The organism is Microbacterium sp. 2FI (genome assembly GCF_005502885.1).
Taxonomy (GTDB): Bacteria; Actinomycetota; Actinomycetes; order Actinomycetales; family Microbacteriaceae; genus Microbacterium.
The window spans coordinates 201,805-225,079 of the sequence record NZ_SCMR01000002.1 but is presented as its reverse complement, the minus strand read 5'-3'; the positions used below and the strand labels follow the sequence as shown (position 1 = coordinate 225,079).

Genomic DNA, 23,275 nt, shown 5'->3' with positions numbered 1-23,275 from the left:
TCAGGCGGGCTCCTGGGAGACGGGGGTTCCGGGCGGGCGGCCGGTGCTCTTCTCGACGTCGAGTGCTTGCTGCAGCAGAACCACGGCCGCGACCTGGTCAACAATGCTACGAGACGAACGCTGAGATCTGCCCGAATCGCGCAGAGCGGCGTGCGCCGAGACGGTCGACAGCCGCTCGTCGACGAGGCGAACGGGCAGATCGGATGCGGCGGCGATCGCCGCCGCGAACTCGCGAGCGTCGGTCGTCGAGGCGGTGTCCTCGCCCCTCATGTTCAGCGGAAGACCGACGAGGATCTCGACTGCCGAGTACTCGTCCGCGAGCGCGCACACTCGAGCTGCCGCACCGTCGTCGCGGGTCACGGTCTCGACCGGCGTCGCCAGCAACCCGTCCGGATCGCATCGGGCGACCCCGACTCGAGCCCGACCCACGTCGATGCCGAGCCGCACCCCGCGGCGAAATCCGCTCACGCGCTGAGAGCGTCCTTCACGGCAGCCAGCGCGGCCGGAAGCGCCGAGGCGTCGGTACCGCCGCCCTGGGCGACGTCGTCGCGTCCGCCGCCGCCGCCGCCGAGTGCGGCGGCCGCGGCCTTCGCGAGCACGCCGGCCTTCGCGCCCGCGGTGCGTGCGGCGTCGTTGGTCGCCACGATCACGACGGGCCGACCGTTCACGTCGGCGCCGAGCGCGACGACGGCTGACGAGGCGCCGAGGCGCTCGCGCACCTGCAGCGCGAGCGAGCGCACGTCGTCGGCGGACGCGGCGGTTCCGAGCGACTCCGCGACCACGAGGTGCGGGCCGACGGTCGTCGCCTGCGCGGCGAGCGCCGGCAGCCGGTCGCCGAGCGCCTTGGACTCGAACGCCGCGATCTTCTTCTCGGCGGCCTTGAGGCTCGCCGTCAGCTCGGCGATGCGCGTCGGCAGCTGCTCGCGCGGCGTCTTCAGCGTCGAGGTGAGCTGCGACACCAGCGCACGCTCGGCGGCCATCGATCGGAAGGCGTCCAGCCCGACGAGTGCTTCGACGCGGCGGTTCGACGCGCCGACGGACGACTCGCCCACGAGGCTGATGAGCCCGACCTCGGCGCTCGTGGAGACATGCGTCCCGGCGCAGAGCTCGCGCGACCACGGTCCGCCGATGTCGACCATGCGGACGCGGTCGCCGTACTTCTCGCCGAACAGCGCCATCGCGCCGAGCGCCTTCGCCTCGTCGAGGGCGAGGACCCGCGTGGACACCTCGAGGTTGTCGTGGACCGCGTTGTTGGCGATCTCCTCGATCTCGGTCTTGGTGGCGTCCGACAGCGACTGCCCCCACGCGAAGTCGAAGCGCATGTAGCCCGCGCGGTTGAGCGATCCGGCCTGTGTCGCGGTCTTGCCGAGGGTGTCGCGCAGGGCGGCGTGCACGAGGTGCGTCGCGGAATGCGCCTGACGAGCAGCACGCCGGTTCGCGGCATCCACCACCGTCGTCGCCGGCTGATCCACGCCCACCTCACCGGTGGTGACCTCGACCGTGTGGCTGATGAGACCCGCGACGGGCTTCTGCACGTCGAGAACTTCGAGTTCGAATCCCGAGCCTATGATGACGCCCTTGTCGGCGACCTGACCGCCCGACTCGGCGTACAGCGCGGTCTCGGCGAGGATCACCTCGGCGATCTGGCCGACGGTCGCGCGGTCGACCGAGACGCCGTCCACCAGGATGCCGAGCACGCGCGTCGACGTCTCGAGGTCGGTGTAGCCGGTGAAGACCGTCTCGCCCTGGGCGCGCAGGTCGCGGTAGACGCTCGTGTCGGCGAGCTGCCGCTTGCGCGAGCGCGCGTCGGCCTTGGCGCGCGAGCGCTGCTCCTGCATCAGGGTGTCGAACGCCACACGGTCGACGCTGAGTCCCGCCTCCTCGGCGATCTCGAGGGTGAGGTCGATCGGGAAGCCGTACGTGTCGTGCAGCAGGAACGCCTCGGCGCCGGCGAGAGCGGTGCCGCCGGAGCGCTTGGTCTGGGCGACGGATTCGTCGAGGATGCTGGAGCCCGACGCGAGCGTGCGCAGGAACGTCTCCTCTTCGGCAAGGGCGTACCGCTCGATGCGGGCGTAGTCGGCCTCGACCTCGGGGTACGCGTCCTTCATGGCGTCGCGCGACGCCGCGAACAGGTCGGCGAACGTCGGGCCGTCCACGCCGAGCAGGCGCATCGAGCGGATCGCGCGGCGCATGAGGCGGCGGAGGATGTAGCCGCGGCCGTCGTTGGCGGGCGTGACGCCGTCGGCGAGCAGCATGAGCGACGAGCGCACGTGGTCGGCGACGACGCGGAATCGCACGTCGTCGTCATGGTTGGCGCCGTAGGTGCGACCCGAGAGCGCCACCGCGCGGTCGAGGACCGGACGCACCTGGTCGGTCTCGTACATGTTGTCGACGCCCTGCTTGATGAACGCGATGCGCTCCAGGCCCATGCCGGTGTCGATGTTCTTGGCCGGCAGCTCGCCGACGATGTCGAAGTCGTACTTCGACTGAACGTTGGTGATCTCGTACTGCATGAACACGAGATTCCAGATCTCGACGTAGCGGTCGTCGTCCGTCGCGGGGCCGCCGTCGATGCCGTACGCGGGTCCGCGGTCGAAGAAGATCTCGGAGCACGGGCCCGCAGGACCCGGAAGGCCGGTGCTCCAGTAGTTCGTGTCCTTGCCGAGTCGCTGGATGCGCTCGACCGGGAGTCCGGCGATCTGCTGCCACAGGCCGAACGCCTCGTCGTCGTCCTCGTAGACGGTGACCCAGAGGTCCTTCGGATCGAACGCGAGGCCGCCGTCGGCCTCAGGCGAGGTCAGCAGCTCCCACGCGTAGCGGATCGCGCCCTCTTTGAAGTAGTCGCCGAACGACCAGTTGCCGAGCATCTGGAAGAACGTGCCGTGGCGCGGCGTCTTGCCGACCTCTTCGATGTCGTTGGTGCGGATGCACTTCTGGTTGTCGGCGGCGCGTGGGTACGGCGCCGGGACATCACCGCTCAGGTACGGGATGAACGGCACCATGCCGGCGACCGTGAACAGCAGCGCCGGGTCGTCGGTGACGAGAGAGGCCGACGGGACGATCGTGTGGCCGTTCTTCTCGAAGTAGTCGAGGTAGCGCTGGGCGATCTCGGCGGTCTTCATCAGGATTCCTCGCACGGGGGCGCGGACCACTCCCCCGGCAATCGGGGGAACGTGGCTCGCTGGTTCAGTCGGTGAGCTTCTTGGCGGCGTCGGTCGCGGCGTCGACGGCATCGGATGCTGCGGCGCGCGCGGCGCCGGCGGCGTCGGCCGCGGCATCCCTCACGTCGTCGACGATTCCTGAGAAGCGCGACTCCTGCTCGCGATACGCGTCGCCCATGCGGTCGGTGAACTCCGTGATGCGGGCGTCGACCTCGGCGAGGAGCTCGTGACCCCGGGGATCCTTGTTGACCAGATGCGCGAGGACGAACCCGCCGGCGATGCCGATCAGGAACCACAGCACAGTCTTCATGTCATCACTTCCTTGCCGAGCCGCCCTGTCGCGGCATCCCACCATCGTAGGCGGAAACGACGAAGGGCGCCGGGTCTCCCCGGCGCCCTTCGTGTACGACAGCGTCGCGGCCTTAGCGGGCGGCGTAGTACTCCACCACGAGCTGGACGTCGCCGACGACCGGAACCTCGGCGCGCTTGGGGCGACGCACGAGACGCGACTGCAGCTTGTCGAGCTCGACCTCGAGGTAGGCCGGAACCGGGGGCAGGACGTCGGCGTGACCGCCGGCGGCTGCGACCTGGAAGGGCTCGGTGCCCTCGCTCTTGGCCTTGACGTGGATGAGCTGACCCGGCTTCACGCGGAACGACGGGCGGTCGACGAGCTGGCCGTCGACGAGGATGTGGCGGTGCACGACGAGCTGGCGAGCCTGCGCCGTGGTGCGGGCGAAGCCCGAGCGGAGCACGAGGGCATCCAGACGCATCTCGAGGAGCTCGACGAGGTTCTCACCCGTCAGGCCCTGGGTGCGGCGGGCCTCGTTGAACGTGTTGCGCATCTGCTTCTCGCGGATGCCGTACTGCTCGCGCAGACGCTGCTTCTCGCGGAGGCGGACGGCGTAGTCGCTGTCCTGCTTGCGCTTGGTGCGGCCGTGCTCGCCAGGAGCGTAGGGGCGCTTCTCGAGGTACTTGGCGGCCTTGGGCGTCAGGGCGACGCCGAGGGCGCGGGACAGGCGGACCTTGCGGCGGTCCTGGGACTTCGTGGGCACGAAGGATTCCTTCCGATGACGTGGCCGCGAAGGTCGCGGCTCACGGGCGTATCTCCCCCTCCTCGCCCTGTCCGGACTGCACGCCGGGGCATGCCGGAAGGTCGGTCAAGAAGAGAGGGGATGCCCGAAAACTGTGTTTCGAGCCGGTCAAGTCTACCAGAGCGGCACTCGTGCACGTTCCGTGTCCGGTGGACCGCTACCCCGCCGGGACGAGCACTCCGCTGACCTCGACCATCTCCGTGCCGAACTCCTCGTCGAAACGGGCCTGCAGGTCGCCGTCGTCGTACACGACGGTGACCTCGACGACTTCGGCGATGCCGTCGACTCCCACGCTCAGCAGCCCGTCGAAGGACGAGGTGATCTCGTCCTGGACGTCCCGCAGTTCAGCGTCCGTCCGCACGCCCTTCGTCACGCACAGCATTCCGCCCCAGTGGCGCCGAAGCTCGGCGGTCGCAGCAGCAGTGTCTCCGGTGACCCGGACATTGACGATGACGTACTGCGGGTCGTTCATCAGCGACATCTCCTCCTCCGGCGTCAGGGTCGCCAGGACCTCGGGATCCGACGCGGGATTGCGGGACTGATCCATCCACGAGGTCACGTAGCCGTCCATCGCAGCAGCCGCCGCGAGCACGGCCTCCATGGCCGCTGTCGTGGTGCGGGATGCATCGAGTGGCTTCCAGCCGCCCTCGGGTTCGGCGCAGGGCGTGGTGAAGTTCGTACGTCCGAGGTTCGGACCATCCCAGTCGTCTCGGCGAACGACATCAGTCGGAGTGAACTCGTCCGCAGCCGAGTCATAGGTGCCGGTGACCACGAAGCTGCCCCAGCGCGTGCCTGACTCCTCTTCGTAGGCGCCTTCGACGTCGGACCAGTCCCATCCCACCAGGAGCGGACCACCGCATTGCGGCGGAAGCGATTCGAGAACACCGCCGAGGCACAGTTCGGCGCCGTCGCCATCGTCGAGCACGGTGACCGGGAATTCCGTCGTCAGGAGGTCTACCACTTCGTCGCCGACGACGGAGGGGGAAGACGCAGACAGCGGATCGGCCCGGGGCGGCGTCGCGCATGATGCGAACAGGGTCGCGAGGACGATGACGGCTGCGCCGCCGATCACTCTGCGTGCGGCCATCTTCACCCCTCTCGGAAGAACGTGACACAGCCCACATCCGAACGGTGTCGAGCGCGGCTGCATCGTCTCAGTCGGTGTGCCATCGAGGATCCGGTGGATCCAGCGTCAGCTCACCGGCTGCAATACGCTCGCCACGGTCACGAGCCCCGGGCCGTACTCTTCGTCGAATCGGTGCTGAAGAGTCCCGTCGTCGAACGTCACTCCGACGACGACCTCGCCCGCCACTGCATCGACGTTCGCAATCAGGCCGTGGTCGCCGCGTGAGATCTCCTCCGCGATCTGTCGAAGCTCTGCCTCGCTGCGCTCGGCGCTTGAGACGCACAGCATCCCGCCCCACACCTCCCGCAGCGCGCTCTCCGCGGCCTCGAGGTCATGGGTGACGGCGACGTTCACGATGAGACGCAGCGGATCGTTGAGCGCCCACATCTGCTCTTCGGCGGTCAACGCCGCGGGGACATCCGGATCCGTCGCGGGATTCTGCGACTGATCTACCCAGCCGGCGGCGAAGCCCTCCAAGCGCGATGCGAGGGCGAATGCCGAATTCATCGTCGCTTCCGTGGTGCGCGCCTCGTCGAGCACTCTCCAGCCCTCCGTGGGTTCACGGCACGGTGACTCGATAACGGGTGCGGTGGCCTCGGGCCGCGCGAACCCGTCTCCCGGGATGACTTCGGTGGGCGCGAACGAGGCCGATGCCACGTCATAGGTCCCCGTGACGACGAAGTCGCCCCATCGCACGCCTGTCGCCTCTTCGAAATGGCCGAGCACCTGGCCCCAGTCCCATCCAACGAGCGACGTCCCGCTGCATTGGGGCGGGTAGGACTGCATCACCGCGGCGCATAACTGAGCACCGTTCCCTGAGTCGAGCACCGTCATCGGATATACCGTCGTCACGATGAGTCCCGCTGTCATGTCCTGTCCGGCCACGGCGGGCGTTTCCACGGGCGTCGCGCAGCCGGCGACACACAGGACGGCGGTGATCACCGCAGACGTCGTCGCCATGCGTCTCGCCATCCCGCGGTCGAGCACCGTTGCCTCGCATCCGATCGTGGTCGCCGTTCACCCTGTGAGTGTCTGCGTGGCGAGATCGTCTCACACCTGCTGCATTGCCTCAATCGGTTCAGGCGCTGTTGCCGTCGAGGATGCGGCGGATCTTCTGGAGCCGGGCCTGGACGTCGCGCTCGGCGCCCATCGCCTTGGGCTCGTAGTAGCGGCGTCCGCGCAGTTCGTCGGGCAGGTGCTGCTGGGAGACGACGCCGATGTCGGAGTCGTGCGGATACACGTAGCCCTTGCCGTGTCCGAGCCGCTTCGCGCCGGCGTAGTGCGCATCGCGCAGATGGATCGGCACGCGGCCGAACCCGCCCGCCCGCACGTCGGCGATCGCGGCGTCGATCGCGAGATAGGCCGCGTTCGACTTCGCCGTCGTCGCGAGGTACGCGGTGGCCTCGGCGAGCGGGATGCGCCCTTCGGGCATCCCGATCAGCTGCACCGCGTCGGCTGCGGCCACCGCGAGCGGCAGTGCGTGCGGGTCGGCGAGCCCGATGTCTTCGGCCGCCGAGATGATGAGCCGTCTCGCGATGAAGCGCGGGTCCTCACCGGCCTCGATCATGCGGGCCAGATAGTGCATCGCGGCATCCACGTCCGATCCGCGGATCGACTTGATGAACGCACTGATGACGTCGTAGTGCTCGTCGCCCTGCCGGTCGTAGCGCAGGAGCGCACGGTCGACCGCCTGCGCGACGTGGTCGGCGGCGACCTCGGGCACGGCGGCGCCGTCGTCGCCGGTCACCGGCTCAGCGAGGGATGCCGCCGCCTCGAGTGCCGTGAGGGCGCGTCGCGCGTCACCCGACGACAGTCGCACGAGCGCGTCTCGAGCCTCGTCGTGGAGCGCGACGGCGCCGGCGAGACCCCGCGGATCCTCGACCGCGCGGTCGATCAGCGTGCGGAGGTCTTCGTCGGTGAGCGGGCGGAGTGTCAGCAGCAGCGAGCGTGAGAGCAGCGGTGAGATGACCGAGAACGACGGGTTCTCCGTGGTCGCGGCGATCAGCACCACCCACCCGTTCTCGACTCCGGGCAGCAGTGCGTCCTGCTGAGCCTTCGTGAAGCGGTGGATCTCGTCGAGGAAGAGGATCGTGGACTGCCCGTACAGGTCGCGCTGCGTCAGCGCCTCTTGCATGACCTCGCGCACATCCCGCACGCCTGCCGTCACGGCTGAGAGTTCGACGAAGCGCCGCCCCGACGACCGCGCGATCGCCTGCGCGAGGGTCGTCTTGCCGGTGCCGGGTGGGCCCCACAGGATCACGGAAGACGCGACGCTCGCCGATGCGTCGGGATCGGCGAGCTTCACGAGCGGCGAACCGGGCTTGAGCAGATGACCCTGCCCGGCGACCTCGTCGAGCGACGAGGGCCGCATCCGCACCGCGAGAGGCGTCTGCCCCTGGAAGAGCGCGGTCGGACTGGTCACCGCTCCAGGCTAGTCGCCGGGTCGGACGCCGAGGGTGGCGCGTTTGGCCGCCGGTGCGCGCGACCCGTAGGATCATCCCGGCCCGGGCTCGACCCGGAGCGAGGGAGGTCCCGTTGGCTGCCGGAGGCAAAGATCGCGAAGCGCGCGAGGCGCGCGAGCGCGCACGTCTGTATCAGGCGCGACAGCAGTTCAACGCCGGGCAGTCCCGTCGCCGCACACGCGACAACCTCATCGTGGGGATCGCCGGTGGGGTGTTGATCCTCGGTCTCTTCGGCGCGCAGGCCGCCTATGTGACCGTCGGCCCAGGTGCGCCAGCGCCGACGCCGTCGTCGACCCCGGCCCCGAGCATGGACCCCTCGCCCTCCGCATCGCCGACCCCGACGCCTTCGACCACACCGACCCCTACCCCGACTCCCTGATCGAGGCCGCGGCGGAAGCCTCGGCGCGCGGGCGGCCGTACTAGGCTGGGGAGCCGTCCATCCCCCGCAGACGGCGAGAGCCGCGATGAGGTGCATTCCGTGACTGCCGCAGCAGATTCCACTCCCGACAACCCGGTCGCCGAACCCTGGGGCCGCGTCGACGACGACGGCACCGTTTCGGTGCGCGAAGCCGAAGGCTGGCGCGTGGTCGGGCAGTTCCCCGACGGCTCGCCCGAAGAGGCACTCGCCTACTTCGAGCGCAAGTTCGCCGATCTCGCCGGCGAGGTGGGACTCCTCGAGGTTCGCCACCGCCGGGGCGGCGCTTCGGCATCCGACCTGCGCGCGGCCGCACGCGCCGTGAGCGCGAAGCTCGACGGCGCTGCCGCTGTCGGCGACCTGGCTCACCTCGAGGCGCGGGTGGCCATTCTCACCGAGGCACTCGCAGCGGCATCCGAGACCGAGGCGGTCGCTGCCCGCGAAGCCGTCGACGAGGCCGTCAAGCAGCGCACCGAACTCGTGGAGAAGGCCGAGGCGCTCGCAGCGCGCGACCCCCGCTCCGTGCAGTGGAAGCAGGCGTCTGCGGAGCTCACGGGCCTGTTCGACCAGTGGCAGTCTCAACAGCAGCACGGGCCACGCCTGCCGAAGGCGACCGCGCAGCAGCTGTGGAAGAGGTTCCGCGACGCTCGTGCGACCGTCGACAAGCACCGCCGCGAGTTCTACGCCGAGCTCGACGAATCTCACAAGACGGTGCGCGACAGCAAGACGCGCCTCGTCGAGAAGGCTGAAGCGCTCGCTCCCAAGGGCGAGGACGGCATCGTCGCCTACCGCGAGCTGCTCGACCAGTGGAAGAACGCGGGCCGTGCGGGCAAGAAGGTCGACGATGCCCTGTGGGCGCGCTTCAAGGCAGCCGGCGACGCCCTCTACTCGGCGCGCAGCGAGCGCGAGACGGCGGATGCCGAGGCCTCGCGCGAGAAGATCGCCGCCAAGCGCGAGCTGCTCGTGGAGGCGCGCACCGTCGCCGACGAGTCCGACATCGCCAAGGCGCGCGCCCGGCTCACAGCCGTCCAGCGCCAGTGGGACGAGATCGGGCGGATCTTCCCGCGCGACGCCGAACGGACCCTCGACGACGAGCTGCGCAAGATCGAGAACGCGCTGCGCACGCGCGAAGACGCCGACTGGAAGCGCAACGACCCGGAGACCAAGGCGCGCGCGAACGACATGACGCGCCAGCTCACCGATGCGATCCAGAAGCTCGAGGACGAACTCGCCGTCGCCAAGAAGTCGGGCGACAAGCGGGCGATCGCTGACGCGAGCGATGCGCTCGACGCGCGCCGTGCGTGGCTGAAGGCGCTCGGCGGATAGCGGCTGACGGGCTCCGGTTGTCCACAGCCGGCCGGGGACCGACCTCGCACTAGGGCACGATGCCGGTATGGCATCGCCGTTCCTGTACTACGCCGACGACCGTCTGTCGCTCGCCGAGCTCAGCGCCGCCCGGCTCGACGGCGATGTCGTCGAGCTCGGCGACGCGTACATACCGGCCGATGCCGTCGAAACGGCGGCCCTGCGGGCCGGCTCGCTGCTCGGCCTGCTCGGTGAGCTCCTCGCCGCTACCCACGTCAGCGCCGCGTGGATCCACGGAGCGCTCCCTGAGCCACCGGCAAGGCACACGGTCCAGCGCGCCGTCGCGCGCCGCATCCATCACATCCCGTCCCACCGGATCGTCTACCGCGACCTCGCCGTCGATCCGGGAGATCTGCAGCGGATCGGCTCGGTATGGGTGACCACCCCCGTGCGGACGCTGGTGGATCTCGCCCGTGTCGGCGACGCCGACCATACGCGTGCGGCCCGGCTGCTTGCGCAGGGGCGCCCGGATCTCGTCGACGAGGCCCTCACGCGCCTCGAACGCGGCGCGCTGCCCTACAAGCGCGCGGCGATCGCGCTGTTGAAGAGCTGCACCGGCCCGGACGCCGAGGCGACGGCCCCTATGACGATGTGACGCGGTACACGTCGTAGACGGCGTCGATGCGGCGGACGGCGTTGAGCACCCGCTCGAGATGGACGATGTCGCCCATCTCGAACACGAACCGGCTGAGCGCCAGGCGGTCGTTCGTGGTCGACACCGTCGCGGACAGGATGTTGACGTGGTGCTCGCTCAGCACGCGTGTGACGTCGCTCAGAAGCCCGGATCGATCGAGCGCTTCGATCTGGATCTGCACGAGGAAGATGCTCTTGGTCGTGGGTGCCCACTCGACCTCGATGAGACGCTCGGCGTCATCCATCAGCGACTTCACGTTCGTGCAGTCGGCACGATGCACCGAGACGCCGCTCCCCCGCGTCACGAAACCGACGATCTGGTCGCCCGGCACCGGGGTGCAGCACTTCGCGAGCTTGACGAGGATGTCTGGCGCGCCGCGCACCAGGATGCCCGAATCGCCGCCGCGCGGCTGGCGCGCGCGTCCGACGGCGGGCAGCTCGATCGGGCCCGTGGAGGTGTCGTTGGCGCTCACGAGCGCCGTCACCTTCTCGATCACCGACTGCGTCGAGACGTGGCCTTCGCCGACGGCGGCGTACAGGGCCGAGACGTCTTCGTACCGCAGCTGGTGGGCGACCTCGCTGAACGAGTCCTGGCTCATCAGGCGCTGCAGCGGCAGGTTCTGCCGCCGCATGGCGCGGGCGATCGCCTCCTTGCCCTGCTCGATCGCCTCTTCGCGACGCTCCTTGGTGAACCAGCCGCGGATCTTGCTGCGGGCGCGCGTGCTCTTGACGAAGCCGAGCCAGTCCTGGCTCGGTCCGGCGTCGGGATTCTTCGACGTGAAGACCTCGACGACGTCGCCGCTGTGGAGCTCGGACTCCAACGGCACGAGACGGCCGTTGACCTTGGCGCCCATCGTGCGGTGGCCGACCTCGGTGTGCACGGCGTAGGCGAAGTCGACCGGCGTGGCACCGGTCGGCAGGCCCACGACACGGCCCTTGGGCGTGAAGACGTAGACCTCCTTCGCGCCGATCTCGAAGCGCAGCGAATCGAGGAACTCCCCCGGGTCGGCGGTCTCGGCCTGCCAGTCCGAGATGTGGGCGAGCCAGGCCATGTCGGTGTCCATGGCCTTCGCGTCCGGCTTGCCGCCGGCCTGCCGCTCCTTGTACTTCCAGTGCGCGGCGACGCCGAACTCGGCCTGCTGGTGCATCTCGTTCGTGCGGATCTGGATCTCGACCGTGCGACCGCCGGGTCCGATGACCGTCGTGTGGAGCGACTGGTAGAGATTGAACTTGGGGGTCGCGACGTAGTCCTTGAAGCGGCCAGGCAGCGGCGTCCACCGCGCGTGGATGGCCCCGAGGACGGCATAGCAGTCGCGGACACTCCCCACGAGGATCCGGATGCCGATGAGGTCGTAGATGTCGTCGAACTCGCGACCGCGCACGACCATCTTCTGGTAGACGGAGTACAGCTGCTTGGGCCGGCCCATCACCCGCCCGCGGATGCGGAGTTCGCGAAGGTCCGTGTCGACGGCGTCGATCACGTTCTGGACGTACTGCTCGCGCTGGGGAGTGCGCTGCTTGACGAGACTCTCGATCTCGGCGTAGAGCTTCGGATGCAGGACCGCGAACGACAGGTCCTCGAGCTCGGATTTGATCGTCTGGATGCCGAGGCGATGCGCCAGCGGCGCGTAGATCTCGAGCGTCTCGGTGGCCTTCTTGCGCGCCTTCTCGGGCGGCACGAAACCCCATGTTCGGGCGTTGTGGAGCCGGTCGGCGAGCTTGATCAGGAGCACGCGGATGTCGCGCGACATCGCGACGATCATCTTGCGCACCGTCTCGGCCTGCGCGCTCTCGCCGTACTTGACCTTGTCGAGCTTGGTGACCCCGTCCACCAGCATCGCGACCTCGTCGCCGAATTCGGCGGTGAGGGTGTCGAGCGCGTACCCCGTGTCTTCGACCGTGTCGTGCAGCAGCGCCGCGGCGATCGCGCGCGGCCCGAGACCGAGGTCCGCCAGGATCTGGGCGACGGCGAGCGGGTGGGTGATGTACGGCTCACCGCTCTGGCGGACCTGCCCGGCGTGGGCGCGGAAGGCGACGTCGTAGGCGCGCTCGATGATCGACAGGTCGCCCTTGGGGTGGTGCGTGCGCACCGTCCGCAGCAGCTGCTCGACGTCGTCGCGACGCGCCGATCGCGAGAAGATGCGTGGAACGAGACGCCGCAGCGACGAGGACTGCGCGGGAGGGACGGTCTCGGTCATCCGATCCCCTCCCCTCCGCTGGAGCTCACAATCCTACGCCCGCGCGGCATCCGTTCAGACGGGCGTGCCCGCCAGCTCGCGTGCGGCGAGCACGCGCTCGTCGCGCGCCTTGATGGGGGCCTCGTTCTCGCGCAGGAGCGAGTACAGCGGGGCGGCGACGAAGATCGTCGAGTACGCGGCCACGATCGTTCCGACGAAGATCGACAGCGACAGGTCGGTCAGCGTCTGAGCGCCCTGCCACACCATTCCGATGAAGAGGATCGCGCCGGTCGGCAGGATCGCGACGACGGTGGTGTTGATCGAGCGCACCAGGGTCTGGTTCACGGCGAGGTTGACCGACTCCCCGAAGGTGCGGCCCGAGACTTCACCGTCTTCGCTCGTGTTCTCGCGGATCTTGTCGAACACCACTGTCGTGTCGTACAGGGCGTACGAGAGGATCGTGAGGAAGCCGATCACCGCCGCAGGTGAGATCTCGAACCCGAACAGCGCGTACACGCCGATGGTGATCACGAGCACGTCGACGAGGCCGATGATCGCGGCGATCGACATCTTCACCGTGCGGAAGTAGAGCGCGAGGATGAGGAAGGTGAGCGCGAGGAAGATCGCGAGACCCCACAGCGACGTGCGCGTGACGTCCGCTCCCCAGCTGGGGCCGATGAACGAGTAGCTGACCTCGCTCTCGGGCACGCCATACGCCTCGGCGAGCGCGGCGGAGACCTCGCGGCTCTCGGCATCCGTCATCTGGTCGGTCTGGACGCGCACGGCGTCGTCACCGATCGTGACGACCTTCGTGGTCGCCTCGGGCACGACGGACTGGACGGCCTCGGTCGCCAGCTGCTGATCGGGGTCGGCGACGTTGTTGACCGTGAACTGCGAACCACCGGTGAACTCGATCGAGAACGAGATCGGCCGGAACAGCGGAACGAGCGCCGAGCCGATCACCAGGATCGCCGCGATGAGGAACCACAGGCGCCGGCGCCCGATGAACGGGAACGAGGTCTTGCCGGTGTAGAGGTCGTTGCCGAGCTGACTCATGGAGCGCATCAGACGTCCCCCTCCTTGGCGGTCGTGCCGGGTTTCGAGCTGTCGGCGGGTGTCGTCGCCAGTTCCGCCTGCTTGCGCTCCGCGATCGTCTGGCGACGCACGGCTTCACTCCGGGACTTGCCCGCACGGCGGCCGGCCGCGGTGGTCGCGTCGACGGGCACAGGCGCGCGGAACTGAGCGCGTCCGCGGTACACGGCGCCGAGGGCGGTGGGATCCAGGCCCGACAGCGGGTGCCCCGATCCGAAGAACTTCGTGCGGGCGAGCAGCTGCAGCACCGGGTGGGTGAACATGATGAAGATCAAGACGTCGATCGCCGTGGTGAGACCCAGCGTGAAGGCGAAGCCCTTCACCGTCGAGTCGGCCAGGATGTACAGCACGACGGCGGCGAGGATGTTGATCGACTTCGAGATGTAGATCGTGCGCTTCGCGCGACCCCAGCCGTCTTCGACGGCGCTGGTGATCGACTTGCCGTCGCGCAGCTCGTCTCGGATGCGCTCGAAGTACACGATGAACGAGTCGGCGGTGAAGCCGATCGTGACGATGAGGCCCGCGACGCCGGCGAGCGACAGGCGGAAGCCCATGCGCCACGCCAGGATGCAGAGGGTGACGTAGGTGAGCACACCCATGACCACGAGCGAGGCGATGATGATGAACCCGAGCGCGCGATAGACGATGAGCGAGTAGAGGGCGACGAGCAGCAGACCGATGAGACCCGCGATGAGGCCGATCTGGAGCTGCTGCGATCCGAGCGTCGCGGAGATCGTGTTGGCGCTCTCGACGGTGAAGCTGAGCGGCAGCGCGCCGTACTTCAGCTGGTCGGCGAGCACCTTCGAGCTCTCCTGGGTGAAGTTGCCGGTGATGCTGGGGTCGCCGCCGAGGATGATCGCGTTCATCGAGGGTGCCGAGAGCACATAGCCGTCGAGCACGAACGCGAACTGGTTCAGTGGCGGGTCGGCGGGGTAGAGCCGCTGACTGATCTCACCGAAGATCCGGGTGCCCTCGTCGTCGAAGCGGAGGTTGACCGCCCAGAGGCCGTTGTTCTGCTGGAGGCCGAACGACGCGTCGTCGATCGACGAGCCGTCGAGCTCGACCGGTCCGAGGATGTACTTGTAGGTTCCGTCGACGTCGCATGTGATCATCGGCTCGTCGGCCGGGGCACTGGAGGGATCGTTCGACTCGTCGGCGCAGTCGTACGCGAGGAACTCGGCCTCCAGGGCCGGCGTGATCCACGCGAGGTCGCTCGCATCGGTCGGCTCTGCCGTCGGCGTCGCCTGCAGCGTCGGGTCGGGCGTGGGGAACGGCGTCTCCTTGCCGTCGTCGCCGACGAAGCTCGTCACCGGGGAACCCGTGTAGAGCACCGGGCGCAGCTGCAGCTGGGCGGCGGCCTCGATGCGCTCGCGCGTCTCTTCGTCAGCCTGACCCGGGATCTGCACGACGATCTGGTTGCCGCCCTGCGTGGTGACCTCGGCCTCGCCGACACCCGAGGCGTCGACGCGCTGGCGGATGATGGTCACAGCCTGGTTCATCTGCTCGGCCGACGGCTCTGCGCCGTCTTCGGTCTGAGCCTCGAGCACGATCTGCGTGCCGCCCTGGAGGTCGAGCGCGAGCGCCGGCGTCCACGAGCTCTCCTGGAAGACATAGACGCCCAGGGCGTTGATGCCGAACAGGACTGCGGTGATCGTGAGCAGGCCGATGAGTGCGCGCCAGGCATGCCGCACAGGGGTGGAAGTCGCCACGGATTCAGCTTTCTGAGGGGTGCCCGAACGGGCGGACGGTCAGGCCTGGGGCTTCGAGCCGGGCTCGGCCTCGGGGTCGACGGGCTCGGTCGCAGCCGCGCGGCGGTCGTCGCTGATCGACGAGATCTCACCGTGGGCGACGCCCTCGGCATATTCGGCGTGGCTCTCCTCGGCGGCGAGGAACTCGTCCTCGGTGACCGTCCCCTCGTCGGAGGTCACGACACGCAGGATCGCCTGGCTGTGCACCTTGATCTCGACGCCCGGGGCGAGCTCGACGATCGCGGGCTGGTCGAGGTTGTCGGGGTCGTACGACACGATCGTGCCGTAGAGGCCGCCCTGCAGCAGCACCTCGGCGCCGGGAACGGTCTGACGGGCCTTGGCCTCCTGCTCGACCTTCTGCTTCTGCATCCGGCGGCGCGAGCTCCAGAACATGAACGCGAGCAGACCGATCAGAACGACGATCAGACCGTACTGCTGGAAGAACGTGGAGAAGTCCATGCGCCGGGGGCACCTTTCGGGTGAGGCGCGCGCCGAGGCGGCGGTGCCTGAAGAGGGGGTGGTGGAAGCCTTCAGCGATTATAGGTCATCGAATCCGAGCACCGATCCGGCCGGAGCCGCACCCATGTGCGCGTAGGCCTCGGGCATCGCGATGCGTCCGCGCGGCGTTCGGCCCATGAAGCCGATGCGCACGAGGTACGGCTCGACGACCGACTCGATGGTCTCGGGTTCCTCGCCGACCGCGACGGCGAGGGTGCTGAGGCCCACGGGTCCCCCGCGGAATCGTCGCACCAGGGCGTCGAGCACCGCCCGGTCGAGGCGATCGAGGCCGATCGCGTCGACGTCGTACAGGTCGAGGGCGGCATCCACCGTCGCGATGTCGGCCTGCACGCCGTCGCCGTAGACGACGAGATAGTCGCGGACGCGGCGCAGGAGCCTGTTCGCGATGCGGGGCGTGCCGCGCGAGCGGCGTGCGATCTCGGATCGTGCGATCGAAGGGAGGCCGACTCCGAGCATCGCCGCTGAGCGCTCGGTCACGCGCTCGAGCTCCTCGGGCTCGTAGTACTCGAGGTGCGCCGTGAACCCGAAGCGGTCGCGCAGCGGGTTCGGCAGGAGGCCCGAGCGGGTCGTCGCGCCGACGAGGGTGAACGGGGCGAGATCGAGAGGGATGCTGGTGGCCCCGGCACCCTTTCCGACCATGATGTCGATGCGGAAGTCCTCCATGGCGAGGTACAGCATCTCTTCCGCGGAGCGCGCCATGCGATGGATCTCGTCGATGAAGAGCACCTCGCCCGGGGTGAGGCTCGACAGCAGTGCCGCGAGATCGCCCGCGTGCTGGATCGCGGGGCCGCTCGACAGCCGCAGCGGCCTGCGGCTCTCGTGCGCCACGATCATCGCGAGCGTCGTCTTGCCGAGGCCCGGCGGGCCCGACAGCAGGATGTGGTCGGGCGGGCGCTGCTGGATGCGCGCGGCGTCCAGCAGCAGCTGCATCTGACCGCGCACCTTCTGCTGACCGACGAATTCGGCGAGCGAGGTCGGGCGCAGCGCACCCTCGATCGCGAGCTCGGCCTCGTCCATCGGTTCGCCGGCGTCGTGCACGTCATCCACCGACGGTCTCCCTTCGCGCAGGGCCGAGCACCGCGAGGGTCGCACGGAGGAGAGCCGGAACCGAAGCGCGGTCGGCGTCTCCCACGGTCTGCGCGACGGCATCCACCGTCTCGGCCGCGGTGCGCTCCGACCAGCCGAGGCCGACGAGCGCCTGCACGACCTGTGCGGGGATCGCGGTCGCCGTCGTGCGTGCAGTGCCCGCACCGGCGGCCGGCCGCGCGATCTTGCCGGCGAGCTGGACGACGATGAGCTTCGCGGTCTTGGGGCCGATGCCCGACACGCGGCGGAACGGCGCGTCGTCGTCGTTCGCGACGGCGTCGGCGATCTGGGGCACCGTCAGCGTGGCCATCACGCCGAGGGCCGACTTGGGGCCGACGCCGGTCACGCTCAGCAGATGGGTGAACACCGCGAGCTCCTCGCGCGATTCGAAGCCGAAGAGAGACAGCGCGTCTTCGCGGACGATGAGGGTCGTATGCAGCGTCAGGGCGGCGCCGACGTGTGTGCCGGCGGCGATCTGCGGCGTCACCGCCACCGCGAGCCCGACGCCGCCCACCTCGACGACGACGGAGTCGGCATCCACGTGCACGGCAGTGCCCCGGAGCGAAGAGATCATGGGGAGAGCCTACGGGCGGGTTCGGAGATTTGTTCGAGCGACACGCTCACCGGCGGGCGAGACGCTCGGCGTCGGCCCACGCGCGCTGTGCGGGCGTGAGGGCCCCGGATGCCGCGGTCTGCGGGGCGCCGCCGCGCCATGCGTGGCAGAGCGCGAGCGCAAGGGCATCGGCGGCGTCCGCCGGCTGCGGCAGGTCGTCGAGGCGCAGCACGCGCGCGACCATGGTCTGCACCTGGAGCTTGTCGGCCGAGCCGTAGCCCGTGACGGCCGCCTTGACCTCGCTCGGCGTGTGCGTCGCGGCAGGGAGGCCGCGCTCCCCCGCGACGAGGAGCGCGATTCCGCTCGCCTGCGCCGTTCCCATGACGGAGTGCCGGTTGTGCTGGGCGAAGACGCGCTCGACGGCGACCACGTCGGGGCGGTGCTCGTCGATGACGGCGCGGATCCCGGCGGCGATCGTCGCGAGGCGGCGTTCGATGGGGTCGGACGTGGCCGAGCGCACCACGCCGACGTAGACCAGCGTCGCCGATCGGTCGGGAGCGACATCCACGACACCGACGCCGCACCGGGTGAGCCCGGGATCGATGCCGATCACTCGAAGGGTGCCGCGCTTGAGGGGTGCTGCCACCTGTTCAGGCTAAGCGCGACGGTGCTGGTGCGCTTCGAGGCGCGCCCGCACCGTCGCGCCCGCGGCGACTACTCGTCGGCCTCGAGCTCGACCTGGACCTCGGGGCTGAGGTCGAAGTTGCTGAACACGTTCTGCACGTCGTCGCTGTCCTCCAGCGCGTCGATCAGCCGGAACACCTTGCGCGCGGTGTCGGCGTCGACCTCGACCTTGAGGTTCGGCACGAACTCGACGTCGGCCGACTCGTAGTCGATGCCGGCGTCCTGCAGCGCCGAGCGCACGGACACGAGGTCGGACGCCTCGGTGACGATCTCGAAGCCCTGAGCATGCGGCTCGACCTCTTCGGCGCCGGCCTCGAGGACTGCGAGCATCACGTCGTCTTCGGTGGTGCCTTCGCTCGAGACGACGATGACGCCCTTGCGCGTGAAGTTGTAGGCGACCGAGCCCGGGTCGGCGAGGTTGCCGCCGTTGCGGCTCAGCGCCGTGCGAACCTCGGCGGCGGCGCGGTTCTTGTTGTCGGTCAGACACTCGATCATGAGCGCCACGCCGTTCGGTCCGTAGCCCTCGTAGATGATCGTCGAGTACTCGACGGACTCGCCGGTGAGCCCCGCGCCGCGCTTGATCGCGCGGTCGATGTTGTCGTTGGGGACCGAGGTCTTCTTGGCCTTCTGGACGGCATCCTGAAGGGTGGGGTTTCCTGACAGGTCGGCGCCGCCGATCTTGGCAGCGACTTCGATGTTCTTGATGAGCTTGGCGAACGACTTGGCACGGCGCGAATCGATGATCGCCTTCTTGTGCTTGGTCGTCGCCCACTTGGAGTGGCCGGACATGCGCTCCAGTCTAAGGGCGCGGTCGAGCGGTGCGAACGAGGCGGCGTCGGTTGTCGCGCCCGATCAGAGGACGAACTCGAACCCGAAGCGCGAAGACAGCAGGGCCACGAGATCACGCGGGATCTTGGTGAGGTACGCCGGCGCCGGGGCGAGGTGCTCGGGCGCGCCGATGAACGGGAAGTACACGGGGCCGTCCGTCGACGCCTCGATCTCGTCGCGAACGGCCACGATCTCGCCGCCGATGCGGCGCAGGCTCGGCAGCGTGATCGGCGCGGCCAGGCGCAGCGTGTCGCTCACCGGCATCCGCCAATGGGTCAGCACCTCGCCGCGCCGCGCGCGCTGCTCCTCGCCCAGCGGCCCGAGGACGCGCCCCCACGCTCCCACGCCGGGGACGGGCAGTGTGCGGTCCCACACGAACAGCGTGTCGCCGGGCTCGGTGAAGCCCACCAGTTCGTGAGACCACTCGAAGCGACTGTCGTCACGGGCCTTCGGCGCCGAGAGCGCGTCGCCGACGATCCCCCGAGACGGCGCGATCATCCAGTACCGCTCCTCAGGCCGGTCACGCCACCAGTCGTTGATCGTCATAGGGGAAAATCTAACCTCTCCGGGCGCGCACTTCTGGCCGAACGCACGGAGTCGAGGAAGAGCCGGTGGAATCGATGCTCGCCCGTGACCTCGGGGTGGAACGCCGTGCCGAGGATCGGCCCCTGCCGCACCGCCACGATCCGGCCGTCATCGAGTGCTGCCAGATGCTCGACCGCCGGGCCGGTTGATTCGACCAGCGGCGCCCGGATGAACACCGCGTGCACCGGAGGGTCGCCCAACGCGGGCACGGCGAGGTCGACCTCGAACGAGTCCACCTGGCTGCCGAAGGCGTTGCGGCGAACCGTCACGTCGAGCCCGCCGAAGGTCTGCTGACCCCGGATGCCGTCGGTGATCCGGTCTGCCAGGAGAATGAGCCCGGCACACGTGCCGTAGACCGGCAAGCCGGCGCCGATCGCGGCGCGGACCGGCTCGCGCATGCCGAACGCGCGCGCGAGCTTGTCGATGACGCTCGACTCGCCGCCGGGGATCACGAGGCCGTCGACGGCGGCGAGTTCGTCAGGGCGGCGGACGAGGGCGACCTCGGCGCCGAGGTCCGCGAGCACGCGCACGTGCTCGCGGACGTCTCCTTGGAGGGCGAGGACGCCGACTCGAGGACGAGTCGACACGCTGCTACCAGCCGCGCTCGGCGAGGCGGTGCGGGGCCGGGAGGTCGGACACATTGATGCCGACCATGGCTTCGCCGAGGCCCCGCGACACGTCGGCGATCACCTTCGCGTCGTCGTAGAACGTCGTGGCCTTGACGATGGCGGCGGCGCGCTCGGCGGGGTTGCCCGACTTGAAGATGCCCGAGCCGACGAAGACGCCGTCGGCACCGAGCTGCATCATCATCGCGGCGTCGGCGGGGGTCGCCACACCGCCGGCGACGAAGAGCACGACGGGAAGCTTGCCGGTCTCCGCGATCTCGGCGACGAGCTCGTAGGGCGCCTGCAACTCCTTCGCGGCGACATAGAGCTCGTCCTTGGTCATCGACCGCAGCACGTTGATCTCGCTGGTGATCTTGCGGATGTGCTTGGTGGCCTCGGAGACGTCTCCGGTGCCGGCCTCGCCCTTCGAGCGGATCATCGCGGCGCCCTCGTTGATGCGACGGAGGGCCTCGCCGAGGTTCGTGGCACCGCACACGAACGGCACGGTGTAGCCCCACTTGTCGATGTGGTTGACGTAGTCCGCCGGCGAGAGCACCTCGGACTCGTCGATGTAGTCGACGCCGAGCTCCTGCAGCACCTGCGCCTCGACGAAGTGGCCGATACGCGCCTTCGCCATGACGGGGATGGAGACGGCGGCGATGATGCCGTCGATCATGTCGGGGTCGCTCATGCGCGACACGCCGCCCTGGGCCCGGATGTCGGCGGGCACCCGCTCGAGCGCCATGACGGCGACAGCGCCGGCGTCTTCGGCGATCTTGGCCTGCTCGACGGTGACGACGTCCATGATGACGCCGCCCTTGAGCATCTCTGCAAGGCCGCGCTTGACGCGCGAGGAACCGGTGGTGGACGTGGACATGCGTGACTCCTTTTTTGACCTAGGTCAAACCGTAGCATGTACCACCACGTAGACTCGCGCCGGGAGGCGATGATGACGCTGCACACCGAGATCGCGGGGGCCACGGCCGCCGAGATCGCCGAGAGCGTGCGTGAGCTGCGCGACCGCGGCATGCTCCTGCCCGGCGAGGCGCTCCCCCCAGTGCGCACGCTCGCCGAGCGCCTCGGGGTAAATCGCAACACCGTCATGGCTGCGTACCGACACCTCGCCCAGGCGGGTTTCGTCAGCTCCAACGGGCGCGGCGGCACGCGGATCGCCGATCCTGATCCGATCGCGCAAGAGGGTTACTCCCCCGACACGGTGCTGCGCGACGTCGGAACGGGCAATCCCGACCCCGACCTCATCCCCGATCCGTCGGCCGCGCTCACCGCCATGGTGGGTCGACCGGTGCTGTACGGCGAGCCCGTGATCGACCGCGATCTCGAGCGCTGGGCGGGCGACTGGATGCGCGATGCGGTGGATCCGGCACTGGATCTGCGACTGACGGTGACCAGCGGCGCGTCCGACGCCATCGAGAGGCTTCTTGCGCAGGCGCTCACGCGTGACGACGCCGTTGCCCTCGAAGACCCCTGCTTCCTCTCGAGCATGAACATCGTGCGGCTCGGCGGCTATCGCACGGTGCCGGTGCCCGTCGACGCCGAGGGAATGACGGTGGCCGGGCTGCGGACGGCTCTCGAGGCCGGCGTCCGCGCGGTGGTCTGCACACCCCGCGCGCAGAACCCGACCGGGGCGAGCCTCAGCGCCGAGCGCGCTCTCGCGCTCCGAGAGGTGCTGGCGCAGCATCCGTATGTGCTCGTCATCGAGGACGACCATTTCTCGATGCTCTCGTCGCGCCCCCACCACTCGGTCATCGGACCCGCACACCGCCGCTGGGCCCTCGTGCGATCGGTGTCGAAGTTCCTCGGGCCCGACATGTGCCTCGCGCTCACCGCATCGGATCCGGCGACGGCGGAGCGACTGGCGATGAGGCTGAGCCCCGGCACGACCTGGGTGAGCCACCTGCTGCAGCGGCTCACGTACGCGCTCGTGGCCGACGCCGAGGTGACCGCCGGGATCCGGGCTGCGGCATCCCATTACGCCGAGCGCAACGCCGCCTTCGCGGGGCGCCTCACGGCGAAGGGCCTCGAGACGGATGCCGGCGACGGCCTGAGCATCTGGGTGCCCCTCCCGGTCTCCGCGCGTGCCGTGATGCCGCACCTCATGAGGCGCGGCTGGCTCGCACGGCCGGGCGACGAGTTCGTCCTGGCCGATGACGTCGCCGCGCGGCACCTGCGCATGACCGTGCACGATCTCGACGACGACGAGGCCGAGCGGCTGGCGGCCGATGTGGCGGCCGCCGTCGAAGCCGCTCGTGCCGCGCGTGGCATGATCGAGCGGTGAAGATCCTCTCGATCCAGTCCGCCGTCGCGTACGGGCACGTGGGCAACTCGGCCGCCGTCTTCCCCCTCCAGCGCATCGGCGTCGAGGTGCTGCCGGTGTACACGGTGAACTTCTCCAATCACACCGGCTACGGCGCGTGGCGTGGGCCTCTGATCGCCCCCGACGACGTGCGTGAGGTGATCACGGGAATCGAGGAGCGCGGCGTGCTCGGCGAGATCGACGTCGTGCTGTCGGGCTACCAGGGCGGCGAGGGCATCGGAGAAGTGATCCTGGATGCCGTCGCTCGAGTCAAAGCGGCCAACCCGGGTGCCGTCTACGCGTGCGACCCGGTCATGGGAAACGCGAAGTCGGGGTGCTTCGTCGCGCCGGCGATCCCGGTGCTGCTGCGCGAGCGGGTCGTGCCGCACGCAGACATCGTGACGCCGAACCAGTTCGAACTGGGCTTCCTCACCGGAACCGAGCCCGCCGACCTGGAATCGACACTGGCGTCGGTCGACCGCGTGCGCGAGATGGGCCCGCGGACGGTGCTCGTGACGAGTGTCGAGCGCCCCGACGCTCCGAAGGGCACCATCGAGATGCTCGCCGTCGACGACGCGGGCGCCTGGATCGTGCGGACGCCCCGCATCCCGATGAAGGCCAACGGCTCGGGCGACGTCACGGCTGCGCTGTTCACCGCCCACTACCGGGCGACCGGCGATGCCGCCGATGCGCTCGCCCGCACCACCTCGAGCGTTTTCGACCTCCTCCAGAACACCTACGACTCGGGGCAGCGCGAGCTGCAGCTGGTCGAGTCACAGGAGGCCTACGCCTACCCCCGCATGCAGTTCACCGTCACGCAGGTGCGCTGAG

23 protein-coding genes are annotated in these 23,275 nt (G+C 69.3%); 5 read left to right on the top strand and 18 right to left on the bottom strand.

Annotated elements, in window-relative coordinates:
• From ruvX to FFS15_RS03360, 7 genes are all read right to left on the bottom strand, one after another.
• Nucleotides 1–468 carry a Holliday junction resolvase RuvX gene (gene ruvX, locus FFS15_RS03390; RefSeq protein WP_137843588.1) on the bottom strand — a complete coding sequence of 156 codons (468 nt, stop codon included), beginning with the start codon at nucleotides 466–468 and terminating at the stop codon, nucleotides 1–3.
• On the bottom strand, nucleotides 465–3,122 hold the full coding sequence (gene alaS / locus FFS15_RS03385) for an alanine--tRNA ligase (protein WP_137843587.1): 2,658 nt from the start codon (nucleotides 3,120–3,122) through the stop codon (nucleotides 465–467). Before alaS ends, ruvX begins: the two co-directional genes overlap by 4 nt.
• Before the next feature lie 64 nt (nucleotides 3,123–3,186).
• Complete coding sequence (locus FFS15_RS03380) at nucleotides 3,187–3,471, bottom strand: ATPase (RefSeq protein WP_137843586.1); 285 nt, start codon at nucleotides 3,469–3,471, stop codon at nucleotides 3,187–3,189.
• Between the two features lie 112 nt (nucleotides 3,472–3,583).
• Nucleotides 3,584–4,213 (bottom strand): 30S ribosomal protein S4, encoded by a 630-nt coding sequence (rpsD, locus tag FFS15_RS03375; RefSeq protein WP_137843585.1) that lies wholly within the window; start codon nucleotides 4,211–4,213, stop codon nucleotides 3,584–3,586.
• A 196-nt stretch (nucleotides 4,214–4,409) separates the two neighbouring features.
• The gene (locus FFS15_RS03370; protein WP_137843584.1) at nucleotides 4,410–5,339 is read right to left on the bottom strand and encodes a hypothetical protein; all 930 of its coding nucleotides are present in this window, start codon (nucleotides 5,337–5,339) and stop codon (nucleotides 4,410–4,412) included.
• A 105-nt stretch (nucleotides 5,340–5,444) separates the two neighbouring features.
• Nucleotides 5,445–6,338, bottom strand: a complete 894-nt coding sequence (locus FFS15_RS03365; RefSeq protein ID WP_137843583.1) for a hypothetical protein — start codon at nucleotides 6,336–6,338, stop codon at nucleotides 5,445–5,447.
• Nucleotides 6,339–6,456: 118 nt separating this feature from the next.
• A complete protein-coding gene (locus tag FFS15_RS03360) occupies nucleotides 6,457–7,800 on the bottom strand; it encodes a replication-associated recombination protein A (protein WP_249353675.1) in 1,344 nt (447 codons plus the stop codon).
• Nucleotides 7,801–7,913: 113 nt separating this feature from the next.
• On the opposite strand from FFS15_RS03360, the gene FFS15_RS03355 reads away from it, so the two are divergent.
• The 3 genes from FFS15_RS03355 (at nucleotide 7,914) to FFS15_RS03345 (ending at nucleotide 10,215) form a co-directional block, all read left to right on the top strand.
• Nucleotides 7,914–8,219 (top strand): dioxygenase, encoded by a 306-nt coding sequence (locus FFS15_RS03355; protein WP_137843582.1) that lies wholly within the window; start codon nucleotides 7,914–7,916, stop codon nucleotides 8,217–8,219.
• A 99-nt stretch (nucleotides 8,220–8,318) separates the two neighbouring features.
• A complete protein-coding gene (locus tag FFS15_RS03350) occupies nucleotides 8,319–9,581 on the top strand; it encodes a DUF349 domain-containing protein (RefSeq protein WP_137843581.1) in 1,263 nt (420 codons plus the stop codon).
• Nucleotides 9,582–9,648: 67 nt separating this feature from the next.
• Entirely contained in the window at nucleotides 9,649–10,215 is a 567-nt protein-coding gene (locus tag FFS15_RS03345; protein ID WP_137843580.1) for a type IV toxin-antitoxin system AbiEi family antitoxin, read from the top strand.
• On the opposite strand, the gene FFS15_RS03340 is transcribed toward FFS15_RS03345, so the two are convergent.
• The 11 genes from FFS15_RS03340 to pdxS all read right to left on the bottom strand — a co-directional run bounded on the left by FFS15_RS03340 (nucleotide 10,202) and on the right by pdxS (nucleotide 21,007).
• The gene (locus FFS15_RS03340; RefSeq protein ID WP_137843579.1) at nucleotides 10,202–12,451 is read right to left on the bottom strand and encodes a bifunctional (p)ppGpp synthetase/guanosine-3',5'-bis(diphosphate) 3'-pyrophosphohydrolase; all 2,250 of its coding nucleotides are present in this window, start codon (nucleotides 12,449–12,451) and stop codon (nucleotides 10,202–10,204) included. The genes FFS15_RS03345 and FFS15_RS03340 overlap by 14 nt on opposite strands.
• 54 nt (nucleotides 12,452–12,505) lie before the next feature.
• Nucleotides 12,506–13,495: a protein translocase subunit SecF gene (secF, locus tag FFS15_RS03335; RefSeq protein ID WP_137843578.1), complete on the bottom strand. Its 990-nt coding sequence runs from the start codon at nucleotides 13,493–13,495 to the stop codon at nucleotides 12,506–12,508.
• Entirely contained in the window at nucleotides 13,495–15,231 is a 1,737-nt protein-coding gene (secD, locus tag FFS15_RS03330; protein ID WP_137843577.1) for a protein translocase subunit SecD, read from the bottom strand. Before secD ends, secF begins: the two co-directional genes overlap by 1 nt.
• Nucleotides 15,232–15,270: 39 nt before the next feature.
• A complete protein-coding gene (locus FFS15_RS03325) occupies nucleotides 15,271–15,729 on the bottom strand; it encodes a preprotein translocase subunit YajC (protein ID WP_137843576.1) in 459 nt (152 codons plus the stop codon).
• A gap of 78 nt (nucleotides 15,730–15,807) precedes the next feature.
• A complete protein-coding gene (ruvB, locus tag FFS15_RS03320) occupies nucleotides 15,808–16,806 on the bottom strand; it encodes a Holliday junction branch migration DNA helicase RuvB (RefSeq protein ID WP_137843699.1) in 999 nt (332 codons plus the stop codon).
• A gap of 22 nt (nucleotides 16,807–16,828) precedes the next feature.
• Complete coding sequence (ruvA, locus tag FFS15_RS03315) at nucleotides 16,829–17,449, bottom strand: Holliday junction branch migration protein RuvA (RefSeq protein ID WP_137843575.1); 621 nt, start codon at nucleotides 17,447–17,449, stop codon at nucleotides 16,829–16,831.
• Between the two features lie 46 nt (nucleotides 17,450–17,495).
• Complete coding sequence (gene ruvC / locus FFS15_RS03310; RefSeq protein ID WP_137843574.1) at nucleotides 17,496–18,074, bottom strand: crossover junction endodeoxyribonuclease RuvC; 579 nt, start codon at nucleotides 18,072–18,074, stop codon at nucleotides 17,496–17,498.
• Nucleotides 18,075–18,142: 68 nt separating this feature from the next.
• Nucleotides 18,143–18,901, bottom strand: a complete 759-nt coding sequence (locus tag FFS15_RS03305) for a YebC/PmpR family DNA-binding transcriptional regulator (RefSeq protein WP_137843573.1) — start codon at nucleotides 18,899–18,901, stop codon at nucleotides 18,143–18,145.
• Between the two features lie 63 nt (nucleotides 18,902–18,964).
• The gene (locus tag FFS15_RS03300) at nucleotides 18,965–19,486 is read right to left on the bottom strand and encodes a hypothetical protein (RefSeq protein WP_137843572.1); all 522 of its coding nucleotides are present in this window, start codon (nucleotides 19,484–19,486) and stop codon (nucleotides 18,965–18,967) included.
• Nucleotides 19,483–20,166, bottom strand: coding sequence for a pyridoxal 5'-phosphate synthase glutaminase subunit PdxT (gene pdxT / locus FFS15_RS03295; protein WP_137843571.1), 684 nt, complete (start codon nucleotides 20,164–20,166; stop codon nucleotides 19,483–19,485). Before pdxT ends, FFS15_RS03300 begins: the two co-directional genes overlap by 4 nt.
• Nucleotides 20,117–21,007, bottom strand: a complete 891-nt coding sequence (gene pdxS / locus FFS15_RS03290; protein WP_137843570.1) for a pyridoxal 5'-phosphate synthase lyase subunit PdxS — start codon at nucleotides 21,005–21,007, stop codon at nucleotides 20,117–20,119. Before pdxS ends, pdxT begins: the two co-directional genes overlap by 50 nt.
• Before the next feature lie 72 nt (nucleotides 21,008–21,079).
• Here pdxS and FFS15_RS03285 point away from each other — a divergent pair, with 72 nt between their 5' ends.
• Nucleotides 21,080–22,426, top strand: coding sequence for an aminotransferase class I/II-fold pyridoxal phosphate-dependent enzyme (locus FFS15_RS03285; RefSeq protein WP_137843698.1), 1,347 nt, complete (start codon nucleotides 21,080–21,082; stop codon nucleotides 22,424–22,426).
• Nucleotides 22,423–23,274: a pyridoxal kinase PdxY gene (pdxY, locus tag FFS15_RS03280; protein WP_137843569.1), complete on the top strand. Its 852-nt coding sequence runs from the start codon at nucleotides 22,423–22,425 to the stop codon at nucleotides 23,272–23,274. Before FFS15_RS03285 ends, pdxY begins: the two co-directional genes overlap by 4 nt.
• Nucleotide 23,275 lies beyond the last annotated feature (1 nt).

Excerpts from the sequence above, each read along its gene's own strand:
- FFS15_RS03340 (WP_137843579.1), bottom strand. The coding sequence starts at position 12,451 with ATGACCGAGACCGTCCCTCCCGCGCAGTCCTCGTCGCTGCGGCGTCTC.
- alaS (WP_137843587.1), bottom strand. The coding sequence starts at position 3,122 with ATGAAGACCGCCGAGATCGCCCAGCGCTACCTCGACTACTTCGAGAAG.
- FFS15_RS03380 (WP_137843586.1), bottom strand. The coding sequence starts at position 3,471 with ATGAAGACTGTGCTGTGGTTCCTGATCGGCATCGCCGGCGGGTTCGTC.
- FFS15_RS03325 (WP_137843576.1), bottom strand. The coding sequence starts at position 15,729 with ATGGACTTCTCCACGTTCTTCCAGCAGTACGGTCTGATCGTCGTTCTG.
- ruvB (WP_137843699.1), bottom strand. The coding sequence starts at position 16,806 with ATGGACGAGGCCGAGCTCGCGATCGAGGGTGCGCTGCGCCCGACCTCG.
- FFS15_RS03300 (WP_137843572.1), bottom strand. The coding sequence starts at position 19,486 with ATGACGATCAACGACTGGTGGCGTGACCGGCCTGAGGAGCGGTACTGG.
- ruvA (WP_137843575.1), bottom strand. The coding sequence starts at position 17,449 with ATGATCTCTTCGCTCCGGGGCACTGCCGTGCACGTGGATGCCGACTCC.
- secF (WP_137843578.1), bottom strand. The coding sequence starts at position 13,495 with ATGCGCTCCATGAGTCAGCTCGGCAACGACCTCTACACCGGCAAGACC.
- FFS15_RS03345 (WP_137843580.1), top strand. The coding sequence starts at position 9,649 with ATGGCATCGCCGTTCCTGTACTACGCCGACGACCGTCTGTCGCTCGCC.
- pdxT (WP_137843571.1), bottom strand. The coding sequence starts at position 20,166 with ATGTGTCCGACCTCCCGGCCCCGCACCGCCTCGCCGAGCGCGGCTGGT.
- FFS15_RS03365 (WP_137843583.1), bottom strand. The coding sequence starts at position 6,338 with ATGGCGACGACGTCTGCGGTGATCACCGCCGTCCTGTGTGTCGCCGGC.
- FFS15_RS03370 (WP_137843584.1), bottom strand. The coding sequence starts at position 5,339 with ATGGCCGCACGCAGAGTGATCGGCGGCGCAGCCGTCATCGTCCTCGCG.
- FFS15_RS03285 (WP_137843698.1), top strand. The coding sequence starts at position 21,080 with ATGACGCTGCACACCGAGATCGCGGGGGCCACGGCCGCCGAGATCGCC.
- FFS15_RS03305 (WP_137843573.1), bottom strand. The coding sequence starts at position 18,901 with ATGTCCGGCCACTCCAAGTGGGCGACGACCAAGCACAAGAAGGCGATC.
- pdxS (WP_137843570.1), bottom strand. The coding sequence starts at position 21,007 with ATGTCCACGTCCACCACCGGTTCCTCGCGCGTCAAGCGCGGCCTTGCA.